Raw genomic sequence first — 15513 nt, 5'->3', positions numbered from 1 at the left:
TCAAAAACCTCTAAGAAATAGTAATAATTACTTTTGATATCTTCTATACATTTTAGATATTCGAAGCATTACTGCTAGGATATCACGACTTTGTAAAAAGATATTTGTTTGTAAAATTGCTTGTTTTGTGCTTAGATTTCTCTTTTGAATTTCGGAGATCTGACGATCTAAATGGGAGTTGATAAATTCTCTAAGTTCATCACGACTTTTTCTAACAACGTCGTAATCGATCGCCTTCGGGTCACTTAAACTTTCTATAATTAGCTTAAAGAAGACATCCATTTTATTGTTTAACTTCTCTACTGTTTTTATAAAACTTTTTTGTGGCGCCTGGTGTAGATTATTGATATATTCTAAGCTTTCTTCACTTAAGAACTTAGCAGATTGAATCATATCCTGTAATAAATCTGTACTGTAAAGAATTACTTCAGCAGTTTCTTTGTCTGTTGTCTGCAGTTCTTTAATGTATTTTATACTTTTTGTGCGTATTTTAAAACCATACTGCACCATTTCATCCATATCTGCATTTACTTTTTTCAGTTGAGATGTGTTATTTGCATTAAGCGATGTGATGGTGCTATGATAATTTTGATAGAGTTCAGTCAAAACATTGTTTACCATCCTTCTATTTCTCTCAAATAAATCTAAATCAGATGCTTCAAGTGCTGTAAACTTACCTTTTAATTTCTGTGCTTTCTTCTCTTTCTGTGCAAACTTAATATGAGAGAATATAATGTAAACCAAGGTAATTAAAATCAATATAATGGTACCGGTTTCCTCCCCTTTGTAAAGTATAAAAGCGAATATACCCGAAGCAACAAATGCGATTACAGCAGTGATAAACCAGCCACCAATCACACTTAATACACCCGCAACACGATATACTGCAGATTCTCTTCCCCAGGCACGATCCGCAAGTGAGCTACCCATAGCTACCATAAAGGTTACATAAGTAGTTGATAAAGGAAGTTTCATGGAGGTTGCCCATGCTATGAGGATACTTGCGATAATTAAATTAGAGGACGCTCTTACTAAATCAAAAGCTGCAGAATCTTCACCTTGTACATTGGTTGCTTTTTGGATCTTACTTTTCTCTAAATTTAAGCGGTAGTTTTTATAAGAATTACGCGGCAGAAAAACAGAAATTAAATTCCCAAGCATAAGAGATGACTTCACAATGCTCCTTGAAACTGCGTTTGCTTTAAATCGTTCTTCGCCTTCGTCTTGCCTAGCTAAATTTACTTCTGTTTCTGTAACTTTTCTTGCTTTTGCATTGAACCAAATAGTTAGAGACATGATTATACCGGCAGTAAGCAACATGTAATTAGGCACTATAACATCATCGCTCGCTAAATAGGTTTGGTAGAGGTCGCCGGCAGGAACGCCGCTTGCCACCCAGTTTTGAAATGCTAAATAACCTGTAATAGGAACCCCTATAAAATTCACCAGGTCGTTACCTGCAAAAGCCATTGCTAATGCAAAAGTTCCGGCAAGAACTACAATCTTTAACGGATTCACTTTAGCATAATGTTGTAACAGGAAACAGATTAAAACAATTACGATGAATATAATAATAAGTAGAGTGGTAATATTGTTATTTACCCATGTAATGCTATTAGGACTAAATAGAGTTGTGCCTTTTAGTCCTTTTATTAATAGGAAATAAATGATTGAGGTGATCCCAAAACCTGCAAAAAGTGCCCCGAATTGCTTCAGGCGACTGGTATATTCAAATGTAAATAGCTGTCTGAAGAGGTATTGAAAGACCACCCCACAGGTAAATGCAATAAATACTGACAGAAATATCCCACTTATTATAGATATGGTACTTTCGAAATTGATGTATTTGAAAGCATCTGCAATATTATCATTTTTCTCAATCGAGTATAGAACACCAACTACGCAAGCTGAGCCTAAGAGTTCGAAAACAATGGATACGGTGGTAGAGGTAGGTAAGCCGAGAGAGTTAAATACATCTAATAGGATAATATCGGTCAGCATAACTGCTAAAAATACCCACATAATTTTATCGAATGTGAAATATTCCGGATGAAATATTCCCTTTCGGGCAATTTCCATAATCCCACTGGAAAAGAAAGAACCTAATAAGATACCAACAATGGCGGTTATAATAATTACACGGTAAGGTGCGGCCTTTGAACCAATAGCAGAGTTTAAGAAGTTAACGGCGTCGTTACTTACTCCGACAACTAAATCTGAAATAGCAAGTATGAATAGGATAACTACAAGAAATATTATAAAAGTCATTCGGTGTGATTTTGTGTTACAGAGAAGCTTGAAATATTAAATGGGTTATAGAGGGATAAAGTTAACTTAATATTATATGACTGTTATTATTTCGACAAAGGTAGTTAATAGAACTGTATTTGAATAAAAGTTATTAAGGTTAAATTAAATGTAAAATAAACTGAAAGAGGAGTGCTACACAAATAGCTGATCCAAAACTGATAAGAGTACCAATAAGTACATATTCTGTGAGTTTTCTTTCTTTAGAAGCCTTTAAATCTCCAAAGCGAAAAACAGATTTTGCAGTTATTAGAAAGCCAACGGCCTCCCAATGATTGGTAATAATAAACGTAAATACCAGCAGGCGCTCCAGGTAGCCAATATATTGACCGGCATCCTCTAAAGAGTCATTCTCTTTGTCTTCGGTATTGGGTGTCCATTTGGATATAAATATTTTAATGGCGATGGATAATGGTTTAGTAAGCAACAGTAGGGTGGTAGTCCAAAGTAATAGGTAGTTTGGATTGATTGAAATTATAGGGAGTGGATGGATTTCATGAAAATACCAAACAATCAACAATACCAGAATATGTAAGAACTGATCAGCAAAGAATAGTATGCGTTTGTGCTTTTGCTGTTGTAAATAGAGCTTAATACTATCGATAAGAAGATGGCTTGATCCAATAGCTGTTGCCCATGGCCAGAAACTCCAATCCCAGGTTAGGAGCATGGTTAAGGCGAAATGGATGAAAACATGTAAATAAAGCTGATAAGCTCTAATCTTTCCTATTTCTTTAGCTTTTACCCATTTATTTGATTGGAATAGAAAATCGCCCAAAAGATGAGCAAGCATCAATTTGAGAAGTAAAGTCATAGCTGTTCCTTTAATTTTATTTGATACACCTGAATCATTTCTGATATCTCTTCGAATGCAGCTCTTTTTAACCGACTGCTAACGGCATTTTGTTTTATTCCAATAATACTGCCTAGCTCTGATTGTGCCATATTGGGGTTTTCTAAAGAGGTTTTAATCATTTCGGCAGCACTTTCTGTCCAATGATCCATGATCAATAAAGCTAGTTTTAAGAACAGATTGATATCTCTGTCGAAGGAAGGCCATTCAGACTTAACAACAAGATTTAGTTTTTCCTTTTTTAGACTTTCAAATCTTTCTCCTGAATAAATAAAGGCTGGACCGTTGGCTTCGGTAACCTGGCTGGAAGTATGCTCTATATTACCAATGCCGATAGCCATTCGTACATCTAATGATTTGATGGTTTTGATAGCTGCTTTAATTTGGATGGCAATGGTTAAAGCAAGTAAAGGGTCTTTTATAAATAGCTGAAAGCTGTCGCCTCTGTATATTTCCCATTCTCTGGGAGACGAGCCAACTTGATTTAATACATTTTTTAAGACTGGAAGCCAGATTTTAGGATCTACCTTAGTCGAATTAATGATGTCGCCGGTTATTACTGCATGCATCTTTCTAAATTTTATATATAAATATATCACATTTTTAGGTGATAATACAATATATCATGCATTTTGTGGATAAATTAATAGATACCTATTAATGATACATACTAAATTTCTTCTCATTTGTATTTTTAAAAATTATTCTTCATATTTGGAATCATATAAATGAATAGAAAATTATCATATTTCAGCTGGTGGTGGCACAAAGGATAACCTCTGTGACATGACTCGTATGTAAAATATTTATAAATAATAATTGAGGCTTGTCTATAAAGACAAGCCTTTTTTCGTAAATGGAAATGAAGAAAATCTTATCACACCTTTTTGAGCATAAAAGCTTTACACGTAAAGAAGCTCATGAAATATTGACAAATATTGCAACCGGCAAGTATAATAGTTCGCAAATTGCATCTTTTATGACGGCCTACAGCATGCGTGCGATTCGGGAAGAGGAACTGGAAGGCTTTCGCGACTCAATGTTTGATTTAAGTGTAAAACGTGATTATCGTGATTATAAATTGATTGATTTATGTGGCACGGGTGGTGATGGTAAAAACACATTTAATATTTCAACACTTGCTTCCTTTATTGTCGCAGGTGCAGGACATAAGGTTGCGAAGCACGGTAATTATGGGGTATCATCAGGATGCGGATCTTCTAATGTAATGGAATATCTGGGTTATCAATTTAGTAATGATCAAGATGAAATTTACCGCGCATTGGATGAAGCAAATATATGCTTTCTGCATGCACCTCTTTTTCATCCAGCTATGAAAACAGTGGCCCCTATACGGAGAGAATTAGGTATAAAAACCTTCTTTAATATGTTAGGGCCTTTAATAAACCCTGCAAATCCTCATTATCAGTCTGTCGGAGTATTTAGTTTAGAACTAGCACGTTTATACGCTTATATTTATCAGAAAACAGATAAACAATTTAGCATTATCCATGCATTGGATGGCTATGATGAGGTTTCATTGACCGGGAGTTTTAAGATTATTAACAACAGTGCAGAACAAATAAGAACACTCAAGGAGTTGGATTTTGAAGCAATTAATCCCAAAGAAATTGCAGGTGGTGATACAGTAGAAGAGGCTGCGGCTATATTTAAAACAATTTTAAGTAATGAAGGAAATGGTGTGCAAAATAGGGTGGTATTGGCCAATGCAGCCATCGCTATTAATACCATTAAGCCAGAGGCTTCATTTCATGAGTGTTTCCTTGAGGCCGAGGAGTCTTTGTTTGGAGGAATGGCTTTAAAAAGCTTTAAAACCTTGTTGAAATTATGAGGTCCTTGCCAGCAATAAAAATATGTGGGTTAATGAAACCTGCTAATATTGATGAAGTACTTTCATTGAATCCTCAGTATATAGGCTTTATTTTCTATCCATCTTCTTCAAGATTTGTTGGGGAGCTAGATCAGGAATATATTAAAAGTTTAAAGAACGTTAAAAAGACGGCAGTATTTGTAAATGCAACTGTTGACGCGATTGTTGAAGTCGTTAAAAAATATCAATTTGATGCAATTCAATTGCATGGGAATGAAAGTGCCGCATTTTGTCAAGATTTAAAAGAACGTACCGGCCTGGAGATTATTAAGGCTTTTGGAATTGATCCGGAATTTGATTTCAATCAATTAGAAGCTTACTTATTGAATGTAGATTACTTTTTATTCGATACGAAAACTTCCATATACGGTGGTTCTGGAAATGTGTTTAATTGGGATGTGCTGAAAAAATACTCATACGATAAACCTTATTTCTTAAGTGGTGGTATCGGACCGGATAATTTTTCAGATGCATATACATTTAAAGATGAGCGATTGTATGCAGTCGACTTAAACTCACGCTTTGAGTCTGCACCAGGAATTAAAAATTTATTATTGTTAAAACAAGCATTAAAAAAATAGATAATGAGTAAATACCAAGTGAATGAAAAGGGGTACTATGGGAAATTTGGAGGAGCCTATATTCCTGAAATGCTTTACCCAAATGTTGAGGAGTTGCGGCAAGAATATTTGAAGATTATGCATAGTCCTGATTTTCAAGCTGAATTTGATCAGTTAATGCGTGATTATGTAGGGCGGCCTTCTCCTTTGTATTTGGCTGAACGACTATCTGAACGGTACGGTGCAAATATCTATCTTAAAAGGGAAGACTTAAACCACACGGGTGCGCATAAAATTAATAATACGATTGGGCAAATTATTTTGGCTCAGCGTCTTGGAAAGAAAAGGATTATTGCTGAAACTGGTGCCGGACAACATGGAGTGGCAACAGCAACCGTTTGTGCATTGAAAGGTTTGGAATGTGTAGTATATATGGGTGCTGTAGATATTGAACGACAAGCGCCTAACGTAGCAAGAATGAAGATGATGGGTGCAAGGGTTGTTGCAGCAGAGTCGGGGAGTAAAACTTTAAAAGATGCAACGAATGAGGCTCTACGTGATTGGATTAATAATCCAGTAGATACTCATTATATAATCGGTTCTGTAGTTGGTCCTCATCCATATCCTGATCTGGTAGCCCGATTTCAATCCATTATATCATCTGAAGCTAAACAGCAATTATTAGATAAGAAAGGTAAGTTACCCGACTATGTAATGGCATGTGTGGGTGGTGGTAGTAATGCTATTGGTATGTTTTATAATTTCCTGGATGATGAAAGCGTTCAGTTAATTGCTGCTGAGGCTGCAGGTAAAGGAATTCATAGTGGTCATTCTGCAGCAACTTCGGTTTTAGGAAAGGAGGGTGTATTGCATGGAAGTCGTACGATATTGATGCAAACTCCCGACGGACAGGTTATTGAGCCTTATTCTATTTCTGCAGGATTAGATTACCCAGGTATTGGCCCGCAACATGCTTTTCTTCATGAAAATAAGCGTGTAAAATATGTAAGTATTACTGATGATGAAGCTATGCAGGCGGGGTTATTACTAACACGCCTGGAAGGTATTATTCCTGCTATTGAGAGTGCACATGCATTGGCGCAACTGGAGAAAATGAAATTTGAGAAGGATGATGATGTTATTCTTTGTCTCTCTGGCCGTGGAGATAAAGACCTTGATAATTATATGAAATACTTTTCTTTTTAATTTTTAGTTTAACAATAACATGAATAGATTATCACAATTATTTAGTAATAAGAAAGATAAAGATATATTATCGATTTATTTCACTGCGGGTTATCCGCACCTGGAAAGCACATTGGATATCGCAGAGGAACTTGAAAAAGCCGGAGCCGATTTTCTGGAAATCGGATTTCCATATTCAGATCCGTTGGCTGATGGTCCTGTAATTCAACATAGCTCTCAAGTAGCTTTGCAAAATGGGATGACTCTTGAAATTCTCTTTGAGCAATTGAAAGATCTTCGTAAGCGTGTTTCCATTCCTGTTTATTTGATGGGCTATTTCAATACGGTTTTGCAATATGGGGTAGAGCGTTTTTGTAAATCTTGTGCAGAAGTAGGGGTAGACGGTGCGATTATTCCAGATTTACCGATGTATGAATATGAGGAATTATATGCCGATACTTTTAAAGATAACTGCATCAGCAATATTTTTTTGGTAAGTCCTCAAACTACGGATGAGCGGATTCGTAAAATTGATTCACTGAGTACCGGTTTTATTTATTTATTATCTTCTTCAGCGACCACTGGAAAAGATTTAAAGGTTTCTGAAGAACGTTTGAGTTATTTTCAGCGAATTAAGGCATTAAATTTAAAAAATCCTGTTGTTATTGGCTTTGGAATATCAAATCATGATAGCTTTAAGCAAGCGGCTGGGGCTGCAGATGCAGCTATCATTGGAAGTGCATTTGTGAGACAGCTGGAAAATGAAGATTATCTAGAACGTATACCTAAATTTATAAATAGTATTAAAGAAGGATAAAAAGAAGCAAAGGTAAGTGAATTACCTTTGCTTCTTTTTATTTATATGTAAAGGGAAAGATCACCCTCGCCCTGACGTATTATTTCGAATTCACCGGTTGTACAATCAACTACAGTAGAGGGTGTGTTTTCTCCATAACCGCCATCGATAACTACATCGACAAGTTCACTGTATTTTTCGTAAATTAATTCTGGATCTGTTGAGTATTCAACCAATTCATCATCGTCATGTATGGAGGCAGAAACGATTGGATTGCCTAATTCTCTTACAATTTCCCGAGCAATGTTATTGTTTGGTACCCGTATACCTACTGTCTTTTTCTTTGAACTCAAAAGTTTAGGAACCTGACCACTAGCATTGAAAATAAAAGTAAATGGACCAGGTAAAGATTTCTTTAAAAGACGAAAAGTTGTATTATCAAGTGGCTTTGTATATAATGAAATAGAAGTTAAGTCATTGCAAATAAAGGATAGGTTTGCCTTTTCGGGTTTCAATCCTCTAATCTGACATACGCGTTCTATTGCTTTCGGGTTTGTAATATCGCATCCTATTCCATAGATAGTATCTGTCGGATAGATAATTACTCCACCTTTTCTTAAAATGTCCACCACTTGAGATATGCTCTTGGGGTTTGGATTCTCTTCGTAAATCTTAATAAACATTTTTTATCTTTTTACTGTTACGTTAATAATTAACAGCGATTGCTCAATTTTGATTTCATCTGTAATAAATAATGTGATTAATATTACAGATGAAATCTTAGATCGGGTGTTTAAAATTCAGCATTATTCGGATAGCGAGGGAAAGGAATCACATCGCGAATATTTCCCATGCCGGTTACGAATAACACTAATCTTTCAAAACCCAATCCAAATCCGGCATGCGGTGCAGTACCAAATCTGCGGGTATCTAAGAACCAGTCCATTTCCTTGGATGGGATGTTCATCTCTGCCATACGCTGTGTTAAAACATCGTAACGCTCCTCACGTTGTGAACCACCAACAATTTCACCAATGCCCGGGAAAAGAATATCCATGGCAGCAACCGTTCTTCTTCCATGCTCATCCACTTCGTTCTGACGCATATAGAAGGCTTTAATATCTGCCGGATAGTCAATTAGAATAACAGGTTTCTTAAAGTGTTTTTCTACTAAATAACGCTCATGCTCTGATTGTAAATCAACACCCCAGTCATCAATTAGATACTTAAATTGTTTCTTTTGATTTGGTTTTGAGCGTTTTAAGATTTCCACGGCATCTGTATAAGTTACCCTTTCGAAATCATTTTCTAATATAAACTGAAGCTTCGCTACCAAATCCATTTCAGATCGCTCAGCTTGAGGCTTTTGTTTATCTTCTTCAAGCTGTCTGTTTCTTAGGAATTCAATTTCTTCCGGACAACGATCTAAAGCTACACGAATTACATATTTCATCAGCTCTTCCGCTAAATCCATGTTGTCATGAATATCGTAGAATGCCATTTCCGGTTCAATCATCCAGAATTCTGCCAAGTGACGCGTAGTGTTTGAATTCTCTGCTCTGAAAGTAGGTCCAAAGGTATAAATATTGCCCAAAGCCATTGCAGCAAGCTCGCCCTCTAATTGTCCTGAAACAGTTAGGTTAGTAGCTTTACCAAAGAAATCTTCCTTATAATCAATTTGACCGGCTTCATTTCTGGGCAAATTATCCAAATCGAGGTTTGTTACCTGGAACATTTCACCTGCACCTTCTGCATCTGATCCGGTAATAATAGGAGTATGTATATAAACAAAACCACGCTCATTAAAAAATTGATGAACAGCGAAAGCCAATGCGTTTCTTACTTTGAAAATTGCATTGAAGGTATTTGTACGGAAACGTAAATGAGCAATCTCTCTTAGGAATTCAAGACTATGCTTTTTAGGTTGTAAAGGGAACTTGTCAGGATCGCTTTCTCCTAAGACTTCCAGTTCGCTTGCTTTCAGTTCAACACGCTGTCCTTTACCTTGTGATTCAATTAGAACCCCTTTTACAGCAACGGATGCACCTGTATGTAGCTTCTTTATTGTTTTTTCATCAAACACATTAATTCCTATCACAACCTGTAGATTACCCAGGCAAGAACCATCGTTAATTGCAAGAAACTGGTTGTTTCTAAATGTTCTTATCCATCCTTTAGCAATAAACTCCTTTCCAAAGTCTGTTGAGTTTAATAGGTCTTTTATTCTTGTATGTGTCATGATTTAATAGATTGTTGTATTATTTAGAACAAATAAACCTCCGAGTAGGAGGTTTATTTAAATGTTTATTTAAGAAGCTGACTTCTGTTGCTTAAGAAAGAACTTTTGTAACTAGGTCAGCAGCTTCTTTTAATTGAATAGCTGAGTAAACCTTAAGCCCAGATTCATCAATTAATTTTTTAGCTTCTTCAGCATTGGTTCCCTGTAAACGAACAATGATTGGAACCGGTATGTTGCCAATTTCTTTGTAGGCATCAATTACACCTTGTGCCACTCGGTCACAACGAACAATACCTCCGAAGATATTAATCAAAATTGCTTTTACATTTGGATCTTGTAAGATGATATTGAACCCCGCTTTAACAGTTTCAGCATTGGCAGTACCACCTACGTCAAGGAAGTTTGCAGGCTCACCACCGGCAATTTTAATGATATCCATGGTTGCCATTGCTAATCCGGCACCATTCACCATACATCCTACGTTACCATCTAATTTTACATAATTCAAATTAGATTTTCCTGCTTCAACCTCTGTTGGATCTTCTTCAGCGAAATCGCGCATTTCTAAATAGTCTTTGTGACGATATAATGCGTTTTCATCTAAATCAACTTTAGCATCAACCGCTAATATTTTATTGTCAGATGTTTTTAAGACCGGATTAATTTCAAACATGGAAGAGTCGGTTGTATCGTAGGCCTTGTATAATGCCGCAACGAATTTTACCATTTCTTTATTTGCTTCACCTGTCAGTCCTAAATTGAAAGCAATCTTTCTTGCTTGAAAACCTTGCAGGCCAACCTTAGGATCAATCTCTTCTTTAAAGATCAGTTCGGGTGTTTTTTCAGCAACCTCTTCAATATCCATCCCGCCTTCGGTTGAATACATAATGATGTTACGTCCTTTAGCGCGATCTAAAAGCACGCTCATGTATATCTCCTTGGTTTCACTTTCTCCGGGATAGTAAACATCCTGAGCAATCAGAACCTTGCCAACTTTTTTTCCTTCAGGACCAGTTTGAGGAGTAACTAATTGCATCCCAATAATATCTGATGCTCTTTGTTTAACTTCTTCCAGGTTCTTAGCCAATTTTACACCACCACCTTTTCCACGACCACCGGCGTGGATTTGAGCTTTTACAACAACCCAATCAGAATTAAAATCCTCTTTTAATTGTTTAGCTGCTTCTACCGCTTGTTCGGGAGTGTCGGCAACAATACCTTCTTGGATGCGTACTCCAAAACTTTTTAAAATTGCTTTACCTTGATATTCGTGAATATTCATGCTTTAAAAATTTGCCGTAAAAGTAGTTCTTTTAATCCGTTTTATCAACGTTGTTTACGCTTATTTTGTGTGAGATATGCTATTTATAGATATAAAATAAATGATCTTCCACCAAAAAAGAAATTAGTATTATCTTCGCATGATGTTAAGTGCGAAAAATATTTATAAGTCTTATGGTAAGCTTCCAATTCTTAAAGGAGTGGATCTGGAAGTAAATCGTGGAGAGATAGTAAGTATTGTAGGTGTCTCCGGAGCCGGAAAGAGTACATTACTTCATATTATCGGTTCTCTTGCTTTACCTGATCAGGGTACAGTTGAGATTAACGGTATCGAAATCAATAACTTATCGCCAAAGAAATTGAGCGATTTTCGAAATAAGAATATCGGTTTTATATTCCAATTCCATCATTTGCTTCCTGAATTTAGTGCCTTGGAGAATGTATGCATGCCAGCATTCATTGCTAAAAAGGGAAAAAAGGAAAGTGAGATGAAAGCAGAAGAAGTGTTGGAAATGCTTGGTTTAAGACATCGTTTATACCATAAACCTTCCGAGCTTTCGGGAGGTGAGCAGCAACGTGTTGCTGTGGCTCGTGCATTAATTAACAATCCATCTATTGTTCTTGCTGATGAACCATCAGGTAACTTAGATTCAGATAATGCACAGGCACTTAATCAGTTATTTATAGAATTGAGAGACAGGCTCAATCAAACTTTTATTATCGTTACCCATAACGAAGATCTCGCATTGATATCAGATCGTAGTATTCATATGAAGGATGGGAAGATTATCAATGGAGAACAACAAACGGAGCATATTTCTGATGGAACAAGTACCGAATAATACCATTATCATAACTCAGGGAACGAGTGCTGCTGCACAAAAGCGTGCTAAAGAGTATTCTGGTAGCAATGTGTTTTTTGCTGATTCTGTACCCGTTCCGAAACCTTTATTAAGTTCAGGCAAATTTATTCAGCTACCTCCGGTTTCTGCTCAAACTTTCATTCATGAGCTTTTAAAAGCCTGTTTAGATAAGAATGCAAGCACTTTGATGCTTCTGTCAGAATCTGAAATTGAAATGGTACTTTCAGAAAAGTTTTTGTTTGAAGAATATGATATTGAAGTGATATGTTAAGTTATTCAGATATCAATACGAGTAAAAAGGTTTTTGTTTTTGAACTGGATGATGTATTGTATCCTCAACAAGACTACATCTTACAAGTTTATTACCTCTTTGCTAATTTCCTGGAATATACAGAGAGCTTTCCTCCGGCAGCAGAACTGACTGAATTTTTAAAGAAATCTTATTTGCAACATGGTTCAGAAGGTATTTTCAAAAAAGCTTCCGATGTTTTCGGAATTGATGCCAAATACGAGGAGAATTTTACTAGACTTCATAGTACTGCACAATTGCCTCTTAGGCTTTTACTGTACCCAACAGTCTTAGAACTACTAAATGAGCTAGTTCAGAACCAAAAAGCTGTTTATATATTTACAAAGGGGAATCCATTAATTCAGTTAAATAAATTAAAGCATTTAGATTGGCAGGGCCTTGACCGCAAACTAAAAGTTTATTTTTATGATGAACTGAAAGTGTTACCAGGTATAGACCCTTTAGATTATATTATTAAGGAGAATAACTTAACGGCTAGCGAAGTGGCTTTAGTTGGAAAGGATGAAAATGATCGCAAAGAAGGGGAGAAGAGAGGTATCAGCTATCTGGATATTACAAGTTTTTAGGATAAGATGGAACTCATCATATAAGCAAACCTAAGCCTTCATTAAATAATTATTATCTTGTAGCCGATTATAAGTGAATAGTAAGGAAATGAAACAGGGGCAAATACCAACATTAAAACAAATAGCCAAGCAGCTAAAATTATCTACTTCTACGGTTTCCAGAGCATTAAAAGACCATCCAAGTATTGGCTTAGTTACTACCATGCGGGTTAAGAAGCTAGCTGCTGAACTCAATTATGAACCCGATAATCGAGCAATCTTTTTTAAGCAACAAAAGACTTTTACAATTGGTGTTGTTTTACCCAGCCTTTCCGAAGCTTTCTTTTCTACAGCCATTACTGCTATTGAGAATATAGCTACCGACAATAATTACACCGTAATTTTAGGGCAGTCTTTAGATAACGCGGCACGTGAGTTAAGAATATTAGAATCTTTTAAAAAGCATCGGGTAGATGGGGTTATTATCTCCATAAGTAAGAGAACTACCAATTTCGACTTTATTGAGACCTTTAAAAAGGCAAATATTCCGGTTGTATTTTTTGACTGTGTTCCTGATAGAAGCGATGTTTACCGAATTGTATCTGATCTGGAAACCGGTATGTTAGAGGCAATTAATACCTTTGTGAGCTGCGGACATAATCGTATCGCTTTAATCAATGGGCCTAAAAGCTTGCTCGCAAGTAAACAGCGGGAAGAAAGTTTTATTAACGGCTTAAAAATAAATAATATTAAGGTTAATAGAGATTATATCTTCCACACCAACCTTTCAGAAAAGGGTAATCTGAATGCAGTAGAGGAGCTAATAGCTCTGGTTGACAGACCGTCGGCAGTAATTTGCTTTAGTGATTATGTTACTCTTGATGCGATGAAAATCGTTCGGGAAAAAGGCCTGGTAATTAATCAAGACATTTTCTTTATCAGCTTCGCTAACTTTCCTATCTGGAATCATATTGAGAATAAACCCATGGCATCTATTGAGCAATTCCCTGGTAAGCAAGCTGAAAAGGCTGCTGAAATTCTTTTTGATCTTATTAAAGAAGGAAAAACAGATAAGGGTGATCACATTATATACCCTTCAAGGCTTATCCATTTAGATATCTCCTAACAGATAAGCCTTAACGCTATTTCTTAAAAAACACTATCATCTAAGGCGAATTTTGGTTTTTGTATCTTCCATTTTCCACTCGTAAAGTCAGGAAACTCTAAAGTTTTATTTCCTTCCTTAATGGACTGAATAGATAGTGGAAATAAAGCACTCATCGTAACAGAATCATAGACATCTATCGGAGTTTGAACGCCCTTTTTAACTGACTCAAAAAAGGCATTATCAACAAACCAATCCATACCACCATGACCAGCCCCGGTGGCCTTATCCTCATACCTTTTCCAAAGCGGATGATCGTACTTTTTAATCCATTCGTCGGCTTTATCCCATTGATGGCTTTTAGCTGACTGACCTTCTATATACATGCCGTTATTTACATCCATCCAGATCCCATTCGTTCCTTGCACCCGAAGACCGATTGAATAAGGGCGTGGCAAATGTACATCGTGTTTAATTTCCAGAACCTCTCCATTAGCGCAAGACATAAGAGAAGTGGTAACATCCCCATTTTTGAAATTTATCTTTGTGTTTGGATGCCCGGGAGCTTTTGTTTTAAGGTAGTTTGATAAACCGACAGCCTTGGTAGAAAAAGATACAATATTGGTTATCCTGTTGCCATGGTTGATATTAGCATAATTCAACAACGGGCCTAAACCGTGTGTTGGATACAGATCTCCATCATAGTCAATGTTGAACTGTGTTCTCCATTGGGCTTCACTATATCCTTTTTCGCCAAATTCAAAACCACCTCCATACGGTTGCTTCCCATTATTAAATAGCACTTCACGTAAATCGTGTTGGTAGCCTCCTTCTAAATGAACGAGCTCACCCAACAACCCTTGTCGAACCATATTTAATACAGCCATCACATCTCTTCGATAAGCAACGTTTTCCAAACACATATATGGGATACCCGTACTTTCTGAAGTTTTTACCAAGTCCCAATGTTCTTCCAGAGTTAAGCCAGCTATTACTTCACAGCCAACATATACACCAGATTTCATAGAATCTATAGCCTGAGAATGATGGAATTGCCATGGAGTAGCAATAATTACTGCATCCAGCTTCTCTTTATCTAACATCCTTTTATAGGCGTCTACACCTCCTGTATATTCTTTTGGTGCATTCTTCTTCGAATTTATAAACTGTTTACGACAGAGTACCAATGAGTCTTCTTGGGTATCGCAGATCGCGACAACCTCTACGTCATTACGCTCTAAAGCAATCGCTACGTGATTTCTTCCCCGCATACCTACACCAATAAACCCTAAACGAATCACGCTTTTCTCTTTGGCGAATAATTTATTGCTATCCAGCATGCTAGTACCTACTGCAGCAATAGAGCTTGTTTTTAAAAAGTTTCTTCTGTCCATTGATTTTTCTTAACTGGTCCTCTGTATAACAAACCTAATTAAAAACATATTATTAATTGGCACGCAATCGATTGCCTAATTTAAGAAAAAATTGAACAATCGATTGTTTTACTTCTTGATATAAATAATAGCTTTCAATTTAAGATATTGCATACATTGCTTATCTTAATAATGTTATTAAGCT

Annotated in this window: 15 protein-coding genes; 8 read left to right on the top strand and 7 right to left on the bottom strand. The window is 36.3% G+C overall.

Translation table 11 applies throughout. The features are described 5' to 3' along the window. Window positions 1-27: 27 nt before the first annotated feature. The 3 genes from VL047_RS07185 to VL047_RS07175 form a co-directional block, all read right to left on the bottom strand. Window positions 28-2268 (bottom strand): inorganic phosphate transporter, encoded by a 2241-nt coding sequence (locus VL047_RS07185; protein WP_325359420.1) that lies wholly within the window; start codon window positions 2266-2268, stop codon window positions 28-30. A gap of 139 nt (window positions 2269-2407) precedes the next feature. Beyond that, window positions 2408-3121, bottom strand: coding sequence for a DUF3307 domain-containing protein (locus tag VL047_RS07180; RefSeq protein ID WP_325359419.1), 714 nt, complete (start codon window positions 3119-3121; stop codon window positions 2408-2410). Beyond that, a complete protein-coding gene (locus tag VL047_RS07175; RefSeq protein WP_325359418.1) occupies window positions 3118-3729 on the bottom strand; it encodes a SatD family protein in 612 nt (203 codons plus the stop codon). The genes VL047_RS07180 and VL047_RS07175 overlap by 4 nt, the downstream gene beginning before the upstream one ends. 293 nt (window positions 3730-4022) lie before the next feature. Here VL047_RS07175 and trpD point away from each other — a divergent pair, with 293 nt between their 5' ends. The 4 genes from trpD to trpA are packed head-to-tail and all read left to right on the top strand — an operon-like array spanning window position 4023 to window position 7613. Continuing rightward, the gene (gene trpD / locus VL047_RS07170) at window positions 4023-5012 is read left to right on the top strand and encodes an anthranilate phosphoribosyltransferase (protein ID WP_325359417.1); all 990 of its coding nucleotides are present in this window, start codon (window positions 4023-4025) and stop codon (window positions 5010-5012) included. Then, the gene (locus VL047_RS07165) at window positions 5009-5632 is read left to right on the top strand and encodes a phosphoribosylanthranilate isomerase (RefSeq protein ID WP_325359416.1); all 624 of its coding nucleotides are present in this window, start codon (window positions 5009-5011) and stop codon (window positions 5630-5632) included. Before trpD ends, VL047_RS07165 begins: the two co-directional genes overlap by 4 nt. A gap of 3 nt (window positions 5633-5635) precedes the next feature. Further along, window positions 5636-6817 (top strand): tryptophan synthase subunit beta, encoded by a 1182-nt coding sequence (trpB, locus tag VL047_RS07160; protein ID WP_325359415.1) that lies wholly within the window; start codon window positions 5636-5638, stop codon window positions 6815-6817. A 19-nt stretch (window positions 6818-6836) separates the two neighbouring features. Continuing rightward, a complete protein-coding gene (trpA, locus tag VL047_RS07155) occupies window positions 6837-7613 on the top strand; it encodes a tryptophan synthase subunit alpha (protein ID WP_325359414.1) in 777 nt (258 codons plus the stop codon). Window positions 7614-7654: 41 nt separating this feature from the next. Here the strand turns inward: trpA and VL047_RS07150 are convergent, their stop codons facing one another. The 3 genes from VL047_RS07150 to sucC all read right to left on the bottom strand — a co-directional run bounded on the left by VL047_RS07150 (window position 7655) and on the right by sucC (window position 11113). After that, entirely contained in the window at window positions 7655-8275 is a 621-nt protein-coding gene (locus VL047_RS07150; RefSeq protein WP_325359413.1) for an L-threonylcarbamoyladenylate synthase, read from the bottom strand. A gap of 110 nt (window positions 8276-8385) precedes the next feature. After that, on the bottom strand, window positions 8386-9831 hold the full coding sequence (asnS, locus tag VL047_RS07145) for an asparagine--tRNA ligase (protein WP_325359412.1): 1446 nt from the start codon (window positions 9829-9831) through the stop codon (window positions 8386-8388). Between the two features lie 91 nt (window positions 9832-9922). Continuing rightward, window positions 9923-11113 (bottom strand): ADP-forming succinate--CoA ligase subunit beta, encoded by a 1191-nt coding sequence (sucC, locus tag VL047_RS07140; RefSeq protein ID WP_325359411.1) that lies wholly within the window; start codon window positions 11111-11113, stop codon window positions 9923-9925. 142 nt (window positions 11114-11255) lie between these two features. On the opposite strand from sucC, the gene VL047_RS07135 reads away from it, so the two are divergent. The 4 genes from VL047_RS07135 (at window position 11256) to VL047_RS07120 (ending at window position 13956) form a co-directional block, all read left to right on the top strand. Beyond that, window positions 11256-11954, top strand: a complete 699-nt coding sequence (locus tag VL047_RS07135) for an ABC transporter ATP-binding protein (RefSeq protein WP_325359553.1) — start codon at window positions 11256-11258, stop codon at window positions 11952-11954. Beyond that, the gene (locus VL047_RS07130; RefSeq protein ID WP_325359410.1) at window positions 11935-12246 is read left to right on the top strand and encodes a hypothetical protein; all 312 of its coding nucleotides are present in this window, start codon (window positions 11935-11937) and stop codon (window positions 12244-12246) included. The genes VL047_RS07135 and VL047_RS07130 overlap by 20 nt, the downstream gene beginning before the upstream one ends. Beyond that, a complete protein-coding gene (locus tag VL047_RS07125) occupies window positions 12240-12851 on the top strand; it encodes an HAD family hydrolase (protein WP_325359409.1) in 612 nt (203 codons plus the stop codon). The genes VL047_RS07130 and VL047_RS07125 overlap by 7 nt, the downstream gene beginning before the upstream one ends. 88 nt (window positions 12852-12939) lie before the next feature. Further along, on the top strand, window positions 12940-13956 hold the full coding sequence (locus VL047_RS07120) for a LacI family DNA-binding transcriptional regulator (protein ID WP_325359408.1): 1017 nt from the start codon (window positions 12940-12942) through the stop codon (window positions 13954-13956). A 23-nt stretch (window positions 13957-13979) separates the two neighbouring features. Here the strand turns inward: VL047_RS07120 and VL047_RS07115 are convergent, their stop codons facing one another. Further along, on the bottom strand, window positions 13980-15329 hold the full coding sequence (locus tag VL047_RS07115; protein ID WP_325359407.1) for a Gfo/Idh/MocA family protein: 1350 nt from the start codon (window positions 15327-15329) through the stop codon (window positions 13980-13982). Window positions 15330-15513 lie beyond the last annotated feature (184 nt).

Source organism: Albibacterium sp. (genome assembly GCF_035514885.1).
Classification (GTDB): domain Bacteria; phylum Bacteroidota; class Bacteroidia; order Sphingobacteriales; family Sphingobacteriaceae; genus Albibacterium.
Note: the sequence above shows the minus strand (reverse complement) of the source record. Positions and strands in the feature narration are given on the sequence as shown.